The sequence below is a fragment of the Pseudomonas congelans genome (genome assembly GCF_900103225.1).
Taxonomy (GTDB): Bacteria; Pseudomonadota; Gammaproteobacteria; order Pseudomonadales; family Pseudomonadaceae; genus Aquipseudomonas; species Aquipseudomonas congelans.
The window spans coordinates 88472-109186 of sequence record NZ_FNJH01000009.1 but is presented as its reverse complement, the minus strand read 5'-3'; the positions used below and the strand labels follow the sequence as shown (position 1 = coordinate 109186).

General features: G+C 56.3%; 19 protein-coding genes. All 19 read left to right on the top strand.

The annotated features are described in order from the left end of the window. The first annotated feature begins 379 nt into the window (after window positions 1-379). Window positions 380-2272 carry a tRNA uridine-5-carboxymethylaminomethyl(34) synthesis enzyme MnmG gene (mnmG, locus tag BLR20_RS23085; RefSeq protein ID WP_054993407.1) on the top strand — a complete coding sequence of 631 codons (1893 nt, stop codon included), beginning with the start codon at window positions 380-382 and terminating at the stop codon, window positions 2270-2272. Continuing rightward, window positions 2269-2913: a 16S rRNA (guanine(527)-N(7))-methyltransferase RsmG gene (gene rsmG / locus BLR20_RS23080; protein ID WP_032611247.1), complete on the top strand. Its 645-nt coding sequence runs from the start codon at window positions 2269-2271 to the stop codon at window positions 2911-2913. Before mnmG ends, rsmG begins: the two co-directional genes overlap by 4 nt. An 18-nt stretch (window positions 2914-2931) precedes the next feature. Then, window positions 2932-3723 carry a ParA family protein gene (locus BLR20_RS23075; RefSeq protein ID WP_054993385.1) on the top strand — a complete coding sequence of 264 codons (792 nt, stop codon included), beginning with the start codon at window positions 2932-2934 and terminating at the stop codon, window positions 3721-3723. A gap of 9 nt (window positions 3724-3732) precedes the next feature. Then, complete coding sequence (locus BLR20_RS23070) at window positions 3733-4605, top strand: ParB/RepB/Spo0J family partition protein (RefSeq protein ID WP_003315951.1); 873 nt, start codon at window positions 3733-3735, stop codon at window positions 4603-4605. A gap of 146 nt (window positions 4606-4751) precedes the next feature. Continuing rightward, window positions 4752-5159 (top strand): F0F1 ATP synthase subunit I, encoded by a 408-nt coding sequence (locus BLR20_RS23065; RefSeq protein WP_002555989.1) that lies wholly within the window; start codon window positions 4752-4754, stop codon window positions 5157-5159. 16 nt (window positions 5160-5175) lie between these two features. Further along, complete coding sequence (gene atpB / locus BLR20_RS23060; protein ID WP_010428465.1) at window positions 5176-6045, top strand: F0F1 ATP synthase subunit A; 870 nt, start codon at window positions 5176-5178, stop codon at window positions 6043-6045. A gap of 139 nt (window positions 6046-6184) precedes the next feature. Next, complete coding sequence (gene atpE, locus BLR20_RS23055) at window positions 6185-6442, top strand: F0F1 ATP synthase subunit C (RefSeq protein WP_002555987.1); 258 nt, start codon at window positions 6185-6187, stop codon at window positions 6440-6442. A gap of 57 nt (window positions 6443-6499) precedes the next feature. Then, window positions 6500-6970 (top strand): F0F1 ATP synthase subunit B, encoded by a 471-nt coding sequence (locus BLR20_RS23050; RefSeq protein ID WP_003401414.1) that lies wholly within the window; start codon window positions 6500-6502, stop codon window positions 6968-6970. 12 nt (window positions 6971-6982) lie between these two features. After that, window positions 6983-7519 carry a F0F1 ATP synthase subunit delta gene (locus BLR20_RS23045; RefSeq protein ID WP_003315956.1) on the top strand — a complete coding sequence of 179 codons (537 nt, stop codon included), beginning with the start codon at window positions 6983-6985 and terminating at the stop codon, window positions 7517-7519. Window positions 7520-7540: 21 nt separating this feature from the next. Then, the gene (gene atpA, locus BLR20_RS23040) at window positions 7541-9085 is read left to right on the top strand and encodes a F0F1 ATP synthase subunit alpha (protein ID WP_002555984.1); all 1545 of its coding nucleotides are present in this window, start codon (window positions 7541-7543) and stop codon (window positions 9083-9085) included. A gap of 50 nt (window positions 9086-9135) precedes the next feature. Next, window positions 9136-9996: a F0F1 ATP synthase subunit gamma gene (gene atpG / locus BLR20_RS23035; RefSeq protein WP_003367855.1), complete on the top strand. Its 861-nt coding sequence runs from the start codon at window positions 9136-9138 to the stop codon at window positions 9994-9996. Between the two features lie 27 nt (window positions 9997-10023). After that, window positions 10024-11403, top strand: a complete 1380-nt coding sequence (atpD, locus tag BLR20_RS23030) for a F0F1 ATP synthase subunit beta (protein ID WP_002555982.1) — start codon at window positions 10024-10026, stop codon at window positions 11401-11403. Window positions 11404-11446: 43 nt separating this feature from the next. After that, window positions 11447-11872 (top strand): F0F1 ATP synthase subunit epsilon, encoded by a 426-nt coding sequence (locus tag BLR20_RS23025; RefSeq protein WP_003413751.1) that lies wholly within the window; start codon window positions 11447-11449, stop codon window positions 11870-11872. A 125-nt stretch (window positions 11873-11997) separates the two neighbouring features. After that, window positions 11998-13365, top strand: coding sequence for a bifunctional UDP-N-acetylglucosamine diphosphorylase/glucosamine-1-phosphate N-acetyltransferase GlmU (glmU, locus tag BLR20_RS23020; protein WP_054993384.1), 1368 nt, complete (start codon window positions 11998-12000; stop codon window positions 13363-13365). 331 nt (window positions 13366-13696) lie between these two features. Further along, entirely contained in the window at window positions 13697-14464 is a 768-nt protein-coding gene (locus tag BLR20_RS23015) for a DeoR/GlpR family DNA-binding transcription regulator (protein ID WP_010428458.1), read from the top strand. Window positions 14465-14473: 9 nt separating this feature from the next. Continuing rightward, window positions 14474-16309 carry a glutamine--fructose-6-phosphate transaminase (isomerizing) gene (glmS, locus tag BLR20_RS23010; protein WP_010428456.1) on the top strand — a complete coding sequence of 612 codons (1836 nt, stop codon included), beginning with the start codon at window positions 14474-14476 and terminating at the stop codon, window positions 16307-16309. A gap of 770 nt (window positions 16310-17079) precedes the next feature. Next, entirely contained in the window at window positions 17080-18060 is a 981-nt protein-coding gene (locus BLR20_RS23005) for a hypothetical protein (RefSeq protein ID WP_054993383.1), read from the top strand. 2 nt (window positions 18061-18062) lie between these two features. Beyond that, window positions 18063-18767, top strand: a complete 705-nt coding sequence (locus BLR20_RS23000) for a hypothetical protein (protein ID WP_054993382.1) — start codon at window positions 18063-18065, stop codon at window positions 18765-18767. Between the two features lie 34 nt (window positions 18768-18801). After that, window positions 18802-20658 carry a type VI secretion system tip protein TssI/VgrG gene (tssI, locus tag BLR20_RS22995; RefSeq protein ID WP_054993381.1) on the top strand — a complete coding sequence of 619 codons (1857 nt, stop codon included), beginning with the start codon at window positions 18802-18804 and terminating at the stop codon, window positions 20656-20658. Window positions 20659-20715 lie beyond the last annotated feature (57 nt).

Genomic DNA, 20715 nt, shown 5'->3' with positions numbered 1-20715 from the left:
CCCTGTGAATAACTGCCCTTCAGCTCGGTGGGTAAGCAGGGTGCAAACCTGAAGATAAATCCCCCTGTGGACAAGTGGCTATCTTATCAACAGGCTCAGGACGGTTATCCAACCCCCTCATCCCCACATGAACACAGACTTTTGAAACGCTGTACACATTGAAAATAAAGGCCTGTAGAGATCTATCAACAGAAAGATGGCTCAGTAAGAATAAACATAAAAACAAGGCTTTATAAACTTTCTTTCCTTTTTATTTTCTTTATCCGCGAGTTTTCCACAGCTGGTTAAATTTTGTCCAACGGGTTTCATTCAGGTGGGGTAAGTCCCTATACTTGTCAGCTATCCCAATTTCTCATCGACAACAGGCACGAGGTGCGTGGTGGATTTCCCTTCCCGTTTTGAAGTGATCGTCATCGGTGGCGGTCATGCCGGTACCGAGGCCGCACTGGCGTCGGCACGTATGGGTGTCAAAACCCTGTTGCTGACCCACAACGTGGAAACACTCGGCCAGATGAGTTGCAACCCGGCCATCGGTGGTATCGGTAAGAGCCATCTGGTCAAAGAAATCGACGCCTTGGGCGGTGCCATGGCCATGGCTACTGACAAGGGCGGTATCCAGTTCCGCGTACTGAACAGCCGCAAGGGGCCTGCAGTAAGGGCCACCCGTGCGCAGGCGGATCGCGTGCTGTACAAGGCAGCCATCCGCGAAACCCTGGAAAACCAGCCGAACCTGTGGATATTTCAGCAAGCCTGCGATGACCTGATCGTCGAACAGGATCAAGTGCGCGGCGTCGTGACCCAGATGGGTATGCGCATATTTGCCGATTCCGTGGTGTTGACCACAGGTACGTTCCTTGGCGGACTTATCCACATCGGTATGCAAAATTACTCGGGCGGTCGGGCAGGTGATCCTCCCTCGATCGCACTGGCGCAAAGACTGCGTGAACTGCCGCTGCGCGTAGGCCGCCTGAAAACCGGGACCCCGCCACGCATTGACGGGCGCTCTGTGGATTTCTCGGTGATGACCGAGCAACCAGGTGACACACCGATCCCGGTCATGTCGTTCCTGGGCAACAAGGAACAGCATCCGCCGCAGGTCAGTTGCTGGATCACCCATACCAACGCGCGGACCCACGAAATCATTGCGTCCAACCTCGATCGCTCGCCGATGTATTCGGGCGTGATCGAAGGTATTGGTCCACGTTACTGCCCGTCGATCGAAGACAAGATCCACCGGTTTGCCGACAAGGAAAGCCATCAGGTCTTCATCGAGCCGGAAGGCTTGACCACGCACGAGCTGTACCCGAACGGTATTTCCACGTCGTTGCCATTCGACGTGCAATTGCAGATCGTCCGCTCGATTCGCGGCATGGAGAACGCACACATCGTTCGTCCCGGTTACGCCATCGAGTACGACTACTTCGACCCGCGTGATCTGAAATACAGCCTGGAAACCAAGGTCATCGGCGGTCTGTTTTTCGCCGGGCAGATCAACGGCACGACCGGTTACGAAGAGGCCGGCGCCCAAGGTTTGCTGGCCGGGACCAATGCCGCGCTGCGCGCACAGGGTCGCGACAGCTGGTGCCCGCGTCGCGATGAAGCGTACATCGGCGTTCTGGTCGACGATCTGATCACGCTCGGTACGCAAGAGCCTTACCGGATGTTCACTTCCAGGGCCGAATACCGTTTGATCCTGCGTGAAGACAACGCTGACCTGCGACTCACCGAAAAAGGCCGCGAACTGGGCCTGGTCGACGACGCCCGCTGGGCTGCGTTCTGCACCAAGCGTGAAAGTATCGAGCTGGAAGAACAGCGTTTGAAAAGTACCTGGGTGCGTCCCGGTACCGAGCAGGGCGATGCGATTGCCGCACACTTCGGCACGCCACTGACTCACGAATACAATTTGCTCAACCTCCTGACCCGTCCGGAAATCGATTACGCCAGCCTGATTTCAATCACCGGGCAGGGCTGCACCGATCCCCAGGTAGCCGAACAGGTCGAGATCAAGACAAAATACGCCGGTTACATTGATCGTCAGCAGGATGAAATTGCCCGTCTGCGCGCCAGTGAAGACACCCGCCTGCCGGAAGACATCGATTACGCCGCGATATCCGGCCTGTCGAAAGAAATCCAGAGCAAGCTGGGGATAACTCGTCCGGAAACACTCGGACAGGCATCGCGCGTCCCCGGCGTCACGCCTGCGGCGATATCGCTGTTGATGATTCATTTGAAAAAACGCGGCGCGGGCCGTCAGTTGGAGCAAAGCGCTTGAGTTCTATGGTCACCCCGCAACACGCCGAAGAGTTATCCACCGGTGCCCGCGAATTGGGAATTGACCTCAGTCCGGCCCAGCACGAGCAATTGCTGGCGTACCTGGCGTTGTTGATCAAGTGGAACAAGGCCTACAACCTGACTGCAGTACGCAACCCGGACGAAATGGTATCGAGGCATCTGCTCGACAGCCTCAGTGTGGTGCCCTTCATCGAAGGTACGCGCTGGATCGACGTCGGCAGCGGCGGTGGGATGCCCGGCATTCCCATGGCCATCCTGTTTCCGCAGTGCCAAGTCGCGCTGCTGGACAGCAATGGCAAGAAGACCCGGTTTCAGACCCAGGTCAAACTGGAGCTGAAACTGGATAATCTTGAAGTTATCCACAGCCGTGCAGAAAGTTATCAGCCCGAAGTGCCTTTCGACGGGATCATCTCCCGTGCATTCAGCAGTCTGGAAGACTTCACCGGCTGGACTCGTCACATGGGCGACGTCAATACACGCTGGCTGGCAATGAAAGGGCTGCATCCTGACGATGAGCTGGTAGCATTGCCCTCGGATTTTCACCTCGATAGCGCACACGCCTTGACCGTTCCGGGTTGCCAAGGCCAACGCCATCTGCTGATACTGCGCCGCACGGCATGACTGGGAACACAAGCAAGAATGGCTAAGGTATTCGCGATAGCGAACCAGAAAGGTGGGGTCGGCAAGACCACCACATGCATCAACCTCGCCGCATCATTGGTCGCGACCAAGCGCCGTGTGCTGTTGATCGATCTCGATCCCCAAGGCAATGCGACCATGGGCAGCGGTGTGGATAAACACAACCTGGAAAACTCCGTCTACGACCTGTTGATCGGCGAATGCGATCTGGGCGAGGCCATGCAGTTTTCCGAGCACGGTGGTTATCAACTGCTTCCGGCCAACCGTGATCTGACGGCGGGCGAAGTGGTTCTGCTGGAAATGCAGATGAAAGAGAGTCGTCTGCGCAATGCGCTGGCGCCTATCCGCGAGAATTACGATTACATTCTCATCGACTGCCCACCTTCGCTGTCGATGTTGACCCTGAACGCACTGGTCGCATCAGACGGCGTAATTATCCCCATGCAGTGCGAGTACTTTGCACTCGAAGGTCTCAGTGACCTTGTGGATAACATCAAGCGTATCGGTGAACTGCTCAACCCGCAGCTGAAAATCGAAGGTCTGCTGCGCACCATGTATGATCCACGGCTGAGCCTGATCAACGACGTTTCCGCGCAGCTCAAGGAACACTTTGGTGAGCAGCTGTACGACACCGTGATCCCGAGAAACATCCGTCTGGCCGAGGCGCCGAGTTTCGGCATGCCCGTGCTGGCGTATGACAAGTCGTCTCGCGGTGCGCTGGCTTATCTGGCCCTGGCAAGTGAACTGGTTCGTCGTCAACGTCGCGGCGCAAAAACCGCTCAGCCAACCTAAGGAATTCCCATGGCCGTCAAGAAACGAGGTCTCGGACGTGGGTTGGACGCACTTCTGAGCAGTCCAACCGTCAGTTCGCTGGAAGAACAGGCCGTCAAGGCTCCGCCGAGCGAGTTGCAGCATGTGCCGCTGGACCTGATCCAGCGCGGCAAATACCAGCCGCGCCGTGACATGGACCCGCAGGCGCTCGAAGAGCTTGCGCAGTCGATCAAGTCTCAGGGCGTGATGCAGCCGATCGTGGTGCGCCCTATCGGTGACAACCGCTTCGAGATCATTGCCGGCGAGCGTCGCTGGCGTGCCAGCCAGCAGGCAGGTGTCGAGACGATCCCGGCGATGGTCCGCGATGTACCGGACGAAACTGCGATTGCTATGGCGCTGATCGAGAATATCCAGCGTGAAGACCTCAACCCGATCGAAGAAGCCATGGCGCTGCAGCGTTTGCAGCAGGAGTTTCAACTGACCCAGCAGCAGGTGGCTGATGCCGTCGGCAAGTCGCGAGTCAGTGTGGCCAACCTGTTACGGCTGATCGCCTTGCCGGAGGCCATCAAGACGATGCTGTCTCATGGCGACCTGGAAATGGGCCATGCGCGTGCCTTGCTCGGGCTGGGCGAAGATCGGCAGGTCGAAGGTGCGCGACATGTTGTCGCACGCGGGCTTACCGTGCGCCAGACCGAAGCACTGGTCAGGCAGTGGTTGAGCGGCAAGGCAGAGGCTGCCGAGCCGGTCAAGACCGACCCGGACATCAGCCGCCTGGAACAGCGCCTGGCCGAGCGTTTGGGCTCTGCGGTGCAGATTCGTCACGGTCAGAAGGGCAAAGGGCAATTGGTGATCCGTTACAACTCGCTGGACGAGCTTCAGGGAGTGCTCGCTCACATCCGCTGAAACAATTGCTCTGTAGCGTATAGTCGGAAATCACTACCCGACTGTTGAATAGGGGCTTAACCGCCCCTATACTCTGCGCGCATTTTGTCGGCACAAATTATGCCAAGTTATTGATTATGGCGACCGACATCAAAGGAGCAGTTGCGATGGAATCCCGCATGCCAGACCGCTTGCCGTTCTATCGCCTGGCGGTTTTCCCGCTTTTGCTGGCTCAATTGATCGTGCTGCTCATGGCCGCATTGGTGCTGTGGCAGTGGCAAGGAGTCGTTGCAGGATATTCGGGACTCTGCGGAGGTCTGATAGCCTGGCTACCCAATTTATACTTTGCTCACAAGGCATTCCGGTTTTCCGGGGCCAGAGCAGCGCAAGCCATCGTGCGGTCGTTCTACGCCGGCGAGGCAGGCAAACTGATTTTCACGGCAGTGCTTTTTGCATTGACGTTCGCAGGTGTGAAGCCTTTGGCGCCGCTGGCTGTATTCGGCGTGTTCATGTTGATCCAGGTGGTCAACTGGTTCGCTCCCCTGCTTACGAGAACAAGACTTTCGAGACCTTAGGGCGTTTGAGGCAACCATGGCAGAGCAAACAGCTTCGGGCTATATCCAGCACCACTTGCAGAACCTTACATTCGGGCACCTGCCCAATGGCGAATGGGGCTTTGCCCACACCGCAGCGGAAGCCAAGGAAATGGGTTTCTGGGCCTTCCACGTCGATACGCTCGGCTGGTCGGTTGCGTTGGGTCTGATTTTCGTTCTGATCTTCCGCATGGCGGCCAAAAAGGCAACTTCCGGTCAGCCTGGCGCACTGCAGAACTTCGTCGAAGTTCTGGTCGAGTTCGTCGACGGCAGCGTGAAAGACAGCTTCCACGGCCGTAGCGCGGTTATCGCGCCACTGGCGCTGACCATTTTCGTCTGGGTCTTCCTGATGAACGCGGTCGACCTGGTACCGGTGGACTGGATTCCACAGCTGGCGATGCTGATCTCGGGCGACGAGCACATTCCATTCCGTGCCGTTCCGACCACCGACCCGAACGCCACGCTGGGCATGGCCCTGTCGGTGTTCGCGCTGATCATTTTCTACAGCATCAAGGTCAAGGGCATCGGCGGTTTCATCGGCGAGCTGACCCTTCACCCGTTCGGCAGCAAGAACCTGTTCGTTCAGGCGCTGTTGATCCCGGTCAACTTCCTGCTGGAATTCGTAACGCTGATCGCCAAGCCGATTTCCCTGGCTCTGCGTCTGTTCGGCAACATGTATGCTGGCGAGCTGGTCTTCATCCTGATCGCCGTGATGTTCGGCAGCGGTCTGTTGTGGCTCAGCGGTCTGGGTGTAGTGCTGCAGTGGGCGTGGGCTGTGTTCCACATCCTGATCATCACCCTGCAAGCGTTCATCTTCATGATGCTGACCATTGTCTACCTGTCGATGGCTCACGAAGATAACCATTGAGATTCGTCTCAGGACGCGTCTGATGACCGTCTCGCCACTGGGCGAGGCGGTGCCCGCAAGGGCTGATGTAGAAACGATTTTGTTTTACCGCTTCAATTAAAAAAACCTAACCAATACGACGTAAAAGTCGGGAGGAAAGATGGAAACTGTAGTTGGTCTAACCGCTATCGCTGTTGCACTGTTGATCGGCCTGGGCGCACTGGGTACTGCAATCGGTTTCGGCCTGTTGGGCGGCAAGTTCCTGGAAGGCGCAGCGCGTCAGCCGGAAATGGTTCCAATGCTGCAAGTTAAAATGTTCATCGTTGCGGGCCTGCTCGACGCCGTGACCATGATCGGTGTTGGTATCGCTCTGTTCTTCACCTTTGCGAACCCCTTCGTTGGTCAACTCGCTGGCTGATCACTCGAATTTTCGAGTTGATTGGTGTGATGGACAACGAACGAGCGAGGTGTTGGCGTGAACATTAATGCAACCCTGATTGGCCAGTCCGTTGCGTTCTTCATTTTTGTGCTGTTCTGCATGAAGTTCGTGTGGCCTCCGGTCATCGCGGCTTTGCACGAACGTCAGAAGAAGATCGCGGATGGACTGGACGCTGCTTCCCGAGCAGCTCGCGACCTGGAGCTGGCCCAAGAAAAAGCGGGTCAACAACTGCGCGAAGCTAAAGCTCAAGCAGCCGAGATCATTGAGCAAGCCAAGAAACGCGGTACTCAGATTGTCGACGAAGCCCGTGAAACGGCACGCGTTGAAGCTGACCGTGTGAAGGCTCAGGCTCAGGCCGAGATCGAGCAGGAACTGAACGGTGTCAAAGACGCCTTGCGCGCCCAGTTGGGTAGCCTGGCAGTCAATGGCGCAGAGAAGATCCTGGGTGCCACAATCGATCAAAACGCGCACGCGGAGCTGGTTAACAAACTGGCTGCTGAAATTTAAGCGAGGGCGATCATGGCAGAACTGACCACGTTGGCCCGACCTTACGCGAAGGCGGCCTTCGAGCACGCGCAGGCCCACCAGCAGCTGGCCAATTGGTCAGCCATGCTCGGCCTGGCTGCTGCGGTGTCGCAAGACGACACCATGCAGCGCATGCTCAAGGCCCCGCGACTGACGAGCGCACAAAAGGCCACCACTTTTATTGAAGTGTGTGGCGAAAAGTTCGATGCCAAGGCACAGAATTTCATTCATGTCGTTGCTGAAAACGACCGCCTCCCGCTTTTGCCGGAGATCGCCGAACTGTTCGACCTGTACAAGGCCGAGCAGGAAAAATCGGTCGATGTGGATGTCACCAGTGCTTTTGCATTGAACCAAGAACAGCAAGACAAACTCGCCAAGGTTCTCAGTGCACGGCTCGGCCGGGAAGTGCGCCTGCATGCTGCGGAGGATGCCTCTCTTATAGGGGGTGTCGTCATCCGCGCCGGCGACCTGGTTATCGATGGCTCAGTTCGTGGCAAGATCGCGAAACTAGCCGAAGCATTGAAATCTTGAGTTTGAAGGGGCAGCAGAGCAATGCAGCAACTCAATCCTTCCGAAATAAGTGAAATCATCAAGGGTCGCATCGACAAGCTCGATGTAACCTCCCAAGCCCGTAACGAAGGCACAGTCGTCAGCGTGTCTGACGGTATCGTGCGGATTCATGGTCTTGCCGACGTAATGTACGGCGAAATGATCGAGTTTCCGGGCGGCGTCTACGGTATGGCGCTGAACCTTGAGCAAGACTCTGTGGGTGCCGTTGTACTGGGCGCCTACACGACTCTGGCTGAAGGCATGAGCGCCAAGTGCACTGGCCGCATCCTCGAGGTTCCGGTTGGTAAGGAACTGCTGGGTCGCGTTGTCGATGCACTGGGTAACCCAGTTGACGGCAAAGGTCCGCTGAACAACACCGAGACCGATGCGGTCGAGAAAGTTGCTCCAGGCGTGATCTGGCGTAAGTCGGTAGACCAGCCTGTACAGACTGGCTACAAGGCTGTCGATGCCATGATTCCTGTCGGCCGTGGCCAGCGTGAGCTGATCATCGGTGACCGTCAGATCGGTAAAACCGCTCTGGCCATCGACGCAATCATCAACCAGAAGAACAGCGGCATCTTCTGCGTCTACGTAGCGATCGGTCAGAAGCAATCGACCATCGCCAACGTTGTTCGCAAGCTCGAAGAAAACGGCGCACTGGCTAACACCATCGTCGTGGCTGCAAGTGCTTCCGAATCCGCAGCGCTGCAGTTCCTTGCACCGTACTCGGGTTGCACCATGGGCGAGTTCTTCCGCGACCGCGGTGAAGACGCGCTGATCGTTTATGACGATCTGTCCAAGCAAGCAGTGGCTTACCGCCAGATTTCCCTGCTGCTGCGCCGTCCACCAGGCCGTGAGGCTTACCCAGGCGACGTGTTCTATCTCCACTCCCGTCTGCTGGAGCGCGCATCGCGTGTTTCCGAAGAGTACGTAGAGAAGTTCACCAACGGCGCAGTGACCGGCAAAACCGGTTCCCTGACCGCACTGCCGATCATCGAAACCCAGGCTGGCGACGTTTCCGCGTTCGTTCCGACCAACGTGATTTCCATCACCGACGGTCAGATCTTCCTGGAATCGGCCATGTTCAACTCCGGCATCCGTCCGGCTGTGAACGCCGGTGTTTCGGTATCCCGTGTGGGTGGTGCCGCTCAGACCAAGATCATCAAGAAGCTTTCCGGTGGTATCCGTACCGCTCTGGCTCAGTACCGTGAACTGGCGGCATTCGCCCAGTTCGCATCTGACCTGGACGAGGCGACCCGCAAGCAACTTGAGCATGGTCAGCGCGTTACCGAGCTGATGAAGCAGAAGCAATACGCACCAATGTCGATCGCTGACATGGCGCTGTCGCTGTATGCCGCTGAGCGTGGGTTCCTGACTGACGTCGAAATCGCCAAGATCGGCAGCTTTGAACAAGCGCTGATTGCTTACTTCAACCGCGATCACGCCGATTTGATGGCGAAGATCAACGTGAAGGGTGACTTCAATGACGAAATCGATTCTGGCATGAAAGCTGGCATCGAGAAGTTCAAGGCCACCCAAACCTGGTAAGCCGCAGCGGGGGCCGCAAGGCTCTCGCTTGCTAACCTGATAGGTGTTACATGGCAGGCGCAAAAGAGATTCGCAGCAAGATTGCGAGCATCAAAAGCACGCAAAAGATCACCAGCGCCATGGAAAAAGTGGCGGTCAGCAAAATGCGCAAGGCTCAAATGCGCATGGCTGCTAGCCGTCCTTACGCGGAGCGCATTCGTCAGGTGATTGGTCACCTGGCAAACGCCAACCCGGAGTACCGCCACCCGTTCATGATCGAGCGCCCTGTTAAGCGCGTCGGTTATGTCGTAGTGAGCAGTGACCGTGGTCTGTGTGGTGGCTTGAATACCAACCTGTTCAAGACTCTGGTCAAGGACATGGCGGTGAACCGTGAAAACGGTGTAGAGATCGATCTGTGCGTGGTCGGCAGCAAAGGTGCGGCATTTTTCCGCAACTTCGGCGGTAACGTCGTCGCTGCGATCAGCCACCTGGGCGAAGAGCCGTCGATCAACGACTTGATCGGCAGCGTCAAGGTGATGCTGGATGCCTACCTGGATGGCCGTATTGATCGCCTGTCCGTGGTATCCAACAAGTTCATCAACACCATGACCCAGCAACCAACAGTGGAGCAATTGATTCCACTGGTGGCAACCCCGGATCAAGGGCTCAAGCACCACTGGGACTATCTCTACGAACCCGATGCCAAAGAGCTGCTAGACGGCCTTATGGTTCGCTACGTGGAATCGCAGGTGTACCAGGCGGTGGTCGAGAACAACGCAGCTGAACAAGCAGCGCGGATGATCGCGATGAAGAACGCCACAGACAACGCCGGTGATTTGATCAGCGATTTGCAGCTGATCTACAACAAGGCGCGTCAGGCAGCGATCACCCAAGAGATCTCGGAAATCGTCGGCGGCGCTGCCGCGGTTTAACGGTTCAAATATTAGAGGAACCAGCTAATGAGTAGCGGACGTATCGTTCAAATCATCGGCGCCGTGATCGACGTGGAATTCCCACGCGATAGCGTACCGAGTATCTACAACGCGCTGGAAGTTCAAAGCGCGGCAGGAACCACCCTGGAAGTTCAGCAGCAGCTGGGCGACGGCGTGGTTCGTACCATTGCGATGGGCTCCACCGAGGGCTTGAAGCGTGGTCTGGAAGTAACAGACTCTGGCGCAGCTATCTCCGTACCGGTCGGTAAAGCGACTCTGGGCCGGATCATGGACGTGCTGGGCAACCCGATCGACGAAGCTGGCCCGATCGCCACCGAAGAGCGCTGGGGCATTCACCGTCCTGCACCGTCCTTCGCTGAGCAGGCAGGCGGCAACGACCTTCTGGAAACCGGCATCAAGGTTATCGACCTGGTCTGCCCGTTCGCCAAGGGCGGTAAAGTCGGTCTGTTCGGTGGTGCCGGTGTCGGCAAGACCGTAAACATGATGGAACTGATCCGTAACATCGCCATCGAGCACAGCGGTTATTCCGTGTTCGCCGGTGTGGGTGAGCGTACTCGTGAGGGTAACGACTTCTACCACGAGATGAAGGACTCCAACGTTCTGGACAAAGTGGCACTGGTCTACGGTCAGATGAACGAGCCGCCGGGTAACCGTCTGCGCGTAGCACTGACCGGCCTGACCATGGCCGAGAAGTTCCGTGACGAAGGTAACGACGTTCTGCTGTTCGTCGACAACATCTATCGTTACACCCTGGCCGGTACCGAAGTATCCGCACTGCTGGGCCGTATGCCTTCCGCAGTAGGTTACCAGCCGACCCTGGCTGAAGAGATGGGCACGCTGCAAGAGCGCATCACTTCCACCAAGAATGGTTCGATCACCTCGATCCAGGCCGTATACGTACCAGCGGACGACTTGACTGACCCGTCGCCAGCGACCACGTTTGCCCACTTGGACGCCACCGTCGTACTGTCCCGTGACATCGCCTCCCTGGGTATCTACCCGGCGGTAGATCCACTGGACTCGACTTCGCGCCAGCTGGACCCGAACGTCATTGGCCAGGAACACTACGACACCGCTCGCGGCGTTCAGTACGTGTTGCAGCGCTACAAAGAGCTGAAAGACATCATCGCGATCCTGGGTATGGACGAGCTGTCGGAGACCGACAAGCAGTTGGTTAACCGTGCTCGTAAGATCCAGCGCTTCCTGTCCCAGCCTTTCTTCGTGGCAGAAGTCTTCACCGGTGCTTCGGGTAAATACGTTTCCCTGAAAGACACCATTGCTGGCTTCAAAGGCATCCTCAACGGTGACTACGACCACCTGCCAGAACAAGCGTTCTACATGGTCGGCGGCATCGAAGAAGCGATCGAGAAAGCCAAGAAACTGTAATCCCGGCGCCCGGCAACGGGCGCTATTAGGTTGAGGCAAGCAAATGGCTATGACAGTCCATTGCGACATCGTCAGCGCGGAAGGGGAAATCTTCTCCGGTCTGGTCGAGATGGTGATTGCGCACGGCAACCTGGGTGATATCGGTATCGCTCCAGGCCACGCGCCGCTGATCACTGATCTGAAGCCGGGCCCGATCCGCTTGATCAAGCAGGGTGGGGAAGCCGAGGTGTTCTACATCTCCGGTGGTTTCCTTGAAGTTCAGCCGAACATGGTCAAGGTGCTTGCCGATACTGTGCAACGTGCTGCCGACCTGGATGAAGCTTCTGCTCAGGCGGCCGTACTGGCTGCAGAGAAGGCCCTGAACGAGAAGGGCGCAGATTTCGATTATGGATCTGCAACTGCTCGTCTGGCCGAGGCTGCAGCTCAGCTGCGCACCGTTCAGCAAATTCGCAAGAAGTTCGGCGGCTAACCCTGCTGCACTCGATGCGCGATTGAGAAAAAGGGTAGCCTCGGCTACCCTTTTTCTTTTTTCAGATTTCCTCTTTCAAGTCAGCCCGCCTTCGGTCCGGTTGCCGCTCAGTTGGTAGTCCTATCATGTCTCTCGATATCGTAATTCTCGCTGCTGGCCAAGGTACCCGGATGCGTTCCGCGCTGCCGAAGGTTTTGCACCCCGTGGCCGGCAACTCCATGCTGGGTCATGTTATCCACAGCGCACGTCAGTTATCCCCAAGTGGAATACATGTCGTGATCGGGCACGGCGCTGATGCCGTGCGTGAACAGCTGGCAGCCGATGACTTGAATTTCGTGATGCAGGACAAGCAACTCGGTACCGGTCATGCGGTTGCTCAGGCGCTGCCCGCGCTGACGGCTGACACCGTGTTGATTCTTTACGGCGATGTACCGTTGATCGAAGTGGAAACGCTCTCGCGCCTGCTCAAGCTGGTCAACCCGCAGCAACTGGGCCTGCTGACCGTTACGCTGGATGACCCAACCGGTTACGGCCGTATCGTTCGTGATGATCAGAATCGTGTCTGTGCCATCGTCGAGCATAAGGACGCGAGTGACGCGCAGAAGGCTATCACCGAAGGCAATACCGGAATTCTCGCGGTGCCTGCTGCTCATCTCGCTGACTGGCTGGGGCGGCTGTCCAACAACAATGCCCAGGGCGAGTATTACCTCACCGACGTGATCGCCATGGCGGCCAATGACGGCCTGGTGGTTGCCACAGAGCAGCCCCACGACGCGATGGAAGTGCAGGGCGCCAATGATCGCAAGCAGCTTTCCGAGCTGGAGCGTCACTACCAGATGCGCGAAGCCCGTCGTCTGATGGCGGCTGGTGTGACCCTGCGCGACCCTGCGCGATTCGATGTGCGTGGTGAAGTGAGCGTTGGGCGCGACGTGCTGATCGATATCAATGTGATTCTTGAAGGCAAGGTCGTGATCGAGGATGACGTGGTCATCGGTCCGAACTGCGTCATCAAGGACAGCACCCTGCGCAAGGGCGTCGTCGTCAAAGCCAACAGCCATATCGAAGGCGCGATTCTGGGCGAGGGCAGCGATGCCGGCCCGTTTGCACGTTTGCGACCAGGCAGCGTGCTGGGTGCCAAGGCGCATGTGGGTAACTTTGTCGAGCTGAAGAATGCGAACCTGGGCGAGGGCGCCAAGGTCGGCCACCTGACTTATCTGGGCGACGCCGAGGTCGGCGCACGCACCAATATCGGCGCCGGTACCATCACCTGTAACTACGATGGTGCCAACAAGCACAAGACCACGCTGGGTGCAGACGTCTTCATTGGCTCCAACAACTCTCTGGTCGCGCCTGTGGATATCCTGGACGGTGCGACGACTGCAGCCGGTTCGACCATCACGCAGAACGTGCCTGCTGAACAACTCGGTGTGGCCCGCGCCCGCCAACGCAACATCGAAGGCTGGAAGCGTCCGGTGAAAAACAGGAAAGACTGAGTTATCCACAGCTCATGATGAGTCGCGTGCCAATGCTCAGCATTGGTATGCGTCCGTAACGCTCCAGCGAGACAGGACGCAGAGCGCCCAGAACTGCATCCGCACGCGGAGCATGGGTACGATCAGCAGTCGTTCAGACACTCTCGTTCCTCACGCTCCAGCGTGGGAATGCCGTTCGTGACGCTCCGCGTCACACAGCTGTGCACCACCCCATGTTCAAAAGTCGGTGTAGCGAGTATCCAAGAGAACGCGCCGTCCCAACCCTTGACCAAAAACTCAAAATAGGTTTTGATTGCCTTCGTTATCTTTCGAAACGAAACTTAAGGCAGTCATGTCGAAGCGCAATACACCACAACGCCGCCATAACATTCTCGCCCTGCTCAACGAGCAAGGTGAAGTTAGTGTGGACGATCTGGCCAGACGCTTTGAAACTTCAGAAGTTACGATTCGAAAGGACCTGGCTGCCCTTGAAACCAATGGTCTGCTGTTGCGTCGTTACGGGGGCGCAGTGCCGCTTCCTCACGAGCTTATAAACGACGGTAGTCAGCCGGTTTCCCGTTACAAACAGGCCATCGCTCGCGCTGCGGTCTCGAGAATTCGCGAGCACGCCAGAATCATCGTCGACAGCGGCAGCACCACGGCTGCATTGATCCCTGAGCTGGGCCAGCAACCCGGCCTGGTGGTCATGACCAATTCCCTGCATGTTGCGCGCGCCCTGACCGAGCTGGAACACGAACCGGTCCTGTTGATGACGGGCGGAACGTGGGACCCGCACTCGGAGTCCTTTCAGGGGCAGGTCGCGGAGCAGGTACTGCGCTCCTACGATTTTGATCAGTTGTTCATCGGTGCCGACGGCATCGATCTGGTGCGTGGCACCACCACTTTCAACGAGCTGCTGGGCTTGAGCCGGGTCATGGCGGAAGTCGCCCGGGAAGTGGTGGTCATGGTCGAAGCCGACAAGGTCGGTCGCAAGATCCCCAATCTGGAACTGCCCTGGAGCAGTATCCACACCCTTATTACTGATGATCGCCTGTCCAGTGAGGCACGCGATCAGATACAGGCCCGCGGCATCAATCTGATTTGTGCTGCTGTCAGCTAGGAGATAACCATGTGTGGAATCGTCGGCGCCGTTGCTGAACGTAATATCACGGCCATTTTGCTCGAAGGCCTCAAGCGCCTTGAATACCGCGGTTATGACAGCGCGGGCGTAGCAGTCTTCAGTAACGAAGGCACCCTTGAGCGCCGTCGTCGCTCCGGCAAGGTCAGTGAACTGGAACAGGCACTTGCCGGCGAGCCGCTGATCGGCCGTCTGGGTATTGCCCACACGCGTTGGGCGACCCACGGTGCCCCGTGTGAGCGTAACGCCCACCCGCATTTCTCGGCCAACACGCTGGCAGTCGTCCACAACGGCATCATCGAGAATCACGAAGCGCTGCGTGAACAGCTGAAAGGCCTGGGTTACGTATTCGCATCCGATACCGACACTGAAGTTATCGTCCACCTGCTGCACCACAAGCTCAAGGACACCGCCGATCTGGCGGTTGCCCTGAAGGCTGCGGTGAAAGAACTTCACGGCGCCTATGGTCTTGCGGTCATCAATGCCGCGCAGCCGGACCGCCTGCTGGCCGCCCGCAGCGGCAGCCCGCTGGTTGTCGGCATGGGCCTGGGTGAAAACTTCCTGGCCTCCGACCAATTGGCACTGCGTCAGGTCACCGACCGTTTCATGTACCTGGAAGAAGGCGATATCGCCGAGATCCGTCGCGACAGCGTGCAGATCTGGAACGTCGACGGGGTGTCGGTCGAGCGCGAAGTGGTGCAATACCACGAAGGCGCTGAAGCCGCCGACAAGGGCGAGTACCGCCACTTCATGCTCAAGGAAATTCACGAGCAGCCCAAGGTTGTACAGCGCACCCTCGAAGGTCGTCTGGGTCAGCAGCAAGTGCTGGTCCACGCATTCGGTCCACAGGCTGCCGAGCTGTTCGCCAAAGTACGCAACGTTCAGATCGTCGCCTGTGGCACCAGCTACCACGCCGGCATGGTCGCGCGTTACTGGCTTGAAGGCCTGGCCGGCATCCCTTGCCAGGTCGAAGTGGCCAGCGAGTTCCGCTATCGCAAGGTGGTGGTTCAGCCGGACACCCTGTTCGTCTCGATCTCGCAGTCCGGTGAAACCGCCGACACCCTGGCAGCGCTGCGCAACGCCAAGGAACTGGGCTTTCTGGCCAGCCTGGCGATCTGTAACGTGGGCATCAGCTCACTGGTGCGCGAGTCCGACCTGACCCTGCTGACCCAGGCCGGTCCGGAAATCGGCGTGGCATCGACCAAAGCCTTCACCACACAACTGGTTGCCTTGTTGCTGCTGACCCTATCGCTGGGGCAGGTCAAGGGTTCGCTTGAGCAGGGCGTCGAAGCGCAACTGGTCGAAGAACTGCGTCGCCTGCCAACCCGCCTCGGCGAAGCGCTGGCAATGGACGGCACGGTCGAGAAAGTCGCCGAACTGTTCGCCGAGAAGCACCACACCCTGTTCCTCGGGCGCGGCGCACAGTTCCCGGTGGCAATGGAAGGCGCGCTCAAGCTCAAAGAGATTTCCTACATCCACGCCGAAGCCTACCCGGCCGGAGAACTCAAGCACGGCCCGCTGGCGCTGGTCGACGCCGACATGCCAGTTGTCACCGTCGCCCCGAACAACGAACTGCTGGAGAAACTCAAATCCAACCTGCAGGAAGTGCGCGCACGCGGCGGCGAGTTGATCGTGTTCGCCGATGAGCAGGCCGGCATGAAGAACGGCGAAGGCACCCACGTCATCGCCATGCCACACATCATCGATGCTCTTGCACCGATTCTGTACACCATCCCGCTGCAGTTGCTTTCGTATTACGTGGCTGTGTTGAAAGGGACGGATGTTGACCAGCCGCGGAATTTGGCGAAGTCGGTGACGGTGGAGTGAGTTATCCACAGGGGTGAGGGGACTGGTTTTTGTGAATTAAAACTGCGTAGTTGGGGCCCGGTTGAGAGGCCTTTAGCCTTGCGGAAAGGAGATGCAAAGCTGTCGTCATGACCCCGAACGCTGCTGCTAATCAAGATACTCCGCGGGTATCCAGTCCACGCGGACCCTGTGCCTCAGGCGGGAGCGCTTCTGCGGTCCCATAACCGCTCGGTTAGTAAGAAGGGCTATGTACTTAACAGGTTGACGATTCTGCAAAAGCAGATGGTCCTTGGGCCTTGGGTTGGTCGCGTTTGGGTTCTTTCAGACTTGACCCGCAAGCTCAGTAGTGTTTTCTCAGTGCAGCCGATGGTGTAACGTCTAAGAAACAGTGAACAGCTTCTCTTTTTGGAAACACTGATGGCACTTTCACGCTTTATGCGTGTCTGATCGGGTTGGTGATGGGTGCAGCAATCCCGATTGAATCTGGGCCTGGCCTAAGGCAAAGGCGAGTACTGCAGTTTTGTCCTACGAAATTTCAGGGTTTTTGACGGTGTCGTCGGGTCGCAAAACGCAGGATTGACGCCGCGCCGGAACATAGTATTGCTCGGCGTGAGTTCTAGGCAGCTCCAATCTGCGTTTCTGCCCAGTCGTGAAGGCATACTGGTTTCTCGATGCTTTCGTGACTTTGGATATCGGCGTGTTGCCGCTGCGCGTCAATTGGCATCTAGCCAGCGTATAAAGGGAGGTTGGTTGTGAGAGATGGACTCTATCCATGTACAGCTGCAGATCCCATGGGAACAGGTTCCCAGCAAGGATTATTGGGCGAAGGGTCATTGCCATGGCCAAGTGTTGTTGCCGCTAGGGCTTTCCCCTCATCCTTGGACATCGCAGGCACTTATGCCACTGACGATCTAAGTGCTGCGGAATTTCTCATCAACGAGCTTAGCTCTCCAGAAGCTGAGCTCTCTCCTGAAGAAACCGAAGACTACTACACGACGCTGATTTTCTTGTTTGGTAAGCTAAAAAAAGCCCCTAACGTAGCAGCAAAACAGTTTTTGGAGCTTAAGGAGAAGGCGGAAAAAATTCCGGTCGTGGGCACTTTGCTATTTTCTACGGCTAACCTGCCAGGCACGCTCGCGAGTGTGGGCGGTATTCTCCATGCAGGTTCGAAAGCAACCAAGGTTGAAAACCTACTCGATCTTAGTAAGTCGACAAAGACGCAGCTTAAAAAATGGGCGGCCTCCCGTGGAAAACCAGGAAGTGTCTCTGCTCATCGGGCTTTTCGTGGCAGGATCAAGCTCATTCGCGTAGGCGGTAACTTATACTTTGAAATACCAGCAACGGCCAAAGCCAGTATCTATCGAGTGGGCGGTAAGGTCGTAGGCAATACGGTTCATATCCCAGCATACAATGCAGCTAAAACGTTAAAATCGACTGCGCATGTCGACGGCGACTTGTATGGTCAGCGGGGGGTTGGGAAGATGCTTGTCGGGAAAGCCGCCGGTCCGATTCTCGCGTTCGGTCCACAATTGGTTATGGATATAAACAGCGCCACTAGTGGTAGGGATTTTTTAGAGAAAACTGCCTATAGCCAGCCCACGAATGCTTTAGTTTTTGCAAGTGGAGTAGCGATTGGTGCGACCGTGAGTGCGCCTGCGGTAGTAGTAATTGCGATTGGATTAGGTGTGGGCCTCGCAATACAGATTATTATGAGCGACGATGTAAGCGGGTGGGGTACCTCTTTCGGTAATTTGCTGACGGGAAAAGACTAATAATGTTCCATATTGAACCGCATCGATACTTAGCCACCATATGGGGAGCTTGGTTTTTGTTCACCCTGCTGGCCGTGTTTTCGGCGGCTGTTGTACCGAGTGTGTTAACTATTCCCTCCGCTGTATTTGTGATGTGGGTAACTTACTGGTGCGTTGACTGCGCGTACCGGACTGAAAGGTTTAGTAAGTATGCCAGTCTTAGGCTGTTTACGAATTTGGGTGTTGCCCCTGGATTCGCTTTTTTAATGGCGTTAGTCGCGACTTATAAGCAGTTTAAGGTGGGGCTTGGCATGTCTTTACTGATCAGTTGTATGCCGCTAGTTCTCTGCACGATTATCTATTCGCTATTATGTGTATGGCGGAGTCCTAGAAAGTCTCTGGTCGTACGCTCGCAGCGCGTGGAGGTCGTTGAGCCAAAGCATGAGAATCGTTGGGCACTCGGCGCTGTTGGGGGCGGCCTGGGAATACTGATTTATCCAGTTTTCCACGCTTATAGATCGCCAGCGATGCTGCTCGTCTTTTTATTTATAGTTATTGCCCTATTTATGCTGTTTTACCATCGCACCAGTATCTCATCTCTACGTACTTTGAAGGATCAAGAGGCGCGAGAACATCAGGAATACACATTCATGAATGTGGAAGAGCTTCGTTCAAGGCGCGCGGCGTCTTGGATTGGCCGCATTTTCGCTACCAAGGTAGACCGATGAGTTTTGCCAGTAGCCAGTTTTCAAGGAGCGCACAATGTTGACGGATCTTCTTTCCATGCTGAGCCCGCAGAATAAAAGGCTTTTCAAGCTAAATACATTTGGGTCCGGCGGTGAGGAGGAAATGCTGCTGGAGCATTTTTCTGGTTCAGAAAGCCTCTCCCGGCTTTTCGAGCTAGATTTGGCGCTACTAAGCCAGCGTTCCGATGTGAAGCTAAAATCACTCATTGGCCGCCCCGCGACTGTGGAAATCGAACTTGCCGATGGTTCTAAACGCTACATCAACGGCTACGTGAACCGCTTCAGTACTCAAGGTAGCGATGGGGGGCTTTCTCGCTACAGTGCGGTGCTTGGGCCGTGGTTATGGATGCTTACCTGTAGGTTTGACACGCGAATATTTCAAGATAAAACAGTTCAAGATGTGTTAACTGAGGTATTTGGCAGCTACGGAGCATTTCCAAAATACGAATTTCGCCTCAGCAAGTCCTTAAAAAATCATAGTTATGTCACTCAGTACCGCGAAAGTGACTTTAACTTTGTACAGCGACTGCTTGAAAATGAGGGTCTTTTTTACTATTTCGAGCACACTGCCGACTCGCACGTGATGGTTGTGGTTGATGACTCCAGCACATTAGTGCCTTTGGCGGAGCAGCCTCAGATTCGTTTTCACACAGCCTCAGTGACCGAGACGGCTGACTCGATTACCCAGTGGAATGCGACCCGCCAACTGCAGTCTGGCAAAGTTTCCGTACGTACCTTTGATTACCGCCAGCCAAATAATGCGCTGCCAGTCACCATGCAGAGTATGAATCAGCAGGGAGACATTGATAGCTTCGAGATATACGATTTCCCTGGGCAGTATACTCATGGAAACTATGAGGATGGTGAGGCGATGGTCCGTAACCGGATTGAGGCCTTGGAGTTATTGGGTAAAACATTTTATGGCGATAGCAACTGTCGTGTCATGAAGCCGGGCTATACGTTCGAGCTGACCCAGCACTATGAGCACGATACTGGAACCGCTGAAAATCGGCAGTTCTTAATTATATCGGTTGACCATGTAGGTAGTAATAACTACTTGACTGGTGATCAGGCCGGTTACCTCAACAAATTTGTATGTGTTCGCAAAAAAATTGCTTATCGGCCTCAGTTAGCAACTCGCAAACCCTCAATTAACGGCCCACAAACCGCCATTATCGTTGGCCCCCCCGGTGAGGAGATTTACACCGATGAAATGGGCCGCGTGAAAGTGCAGTTCCACTGGGATCGCAACGGCCAGTTCGACGACAAAAGCTCTTGCTGGGTACGCGTCGCCCAGTCCGGTGCAAGTGGAGGCTTCGGCAGCATTCAGATACCCCGTGTCGGCGACGAAGTCGTCGTGGTATTCCTCGACGGCAACCCTGACCGTCCGCTGATCATGGGCAGCCTCTACAACAGCCAGAATACCCCGCCATGGTCGCTTCCGGCGAACAAGACTCAGAGTGGTTTCTTGACCCGGTCGATGAAGGGCGACGGCGGTACGGCGAATTTCTTCCGGTTCGAAGACAAGGCCGGCGCCGAGCAGCTCATCATGCATGCCGAGCGCAACATGGACACCGAGATCGAGCTCGACGAAACCCATAAGGTCGGCAACAACCGCACGATGACTGTCGATGGCAGGCAAACCGAGATCATCAAGAAAGACACCGTGATGAACGTTCAGGAAGGTTCACTGACGATTCAGGTGGATAACCAGTTCATCCAGGTCAACGCCAAGCAACACATCATTCTCCAAGTGGGGGAAAGCAGCATCACCCTCACGCCGGATGGCATTGAGATCAAGGGCAACGCCATTACTACAGTGAGCAAGGGTACGACTCAAATCACCGGTGCGCCGGTCAGAGTCAATGACTGAGGTAAAGAGCTTTTAACGCTGATGCAGAATTGACCCATCTTCCGACTTGGCGATGCC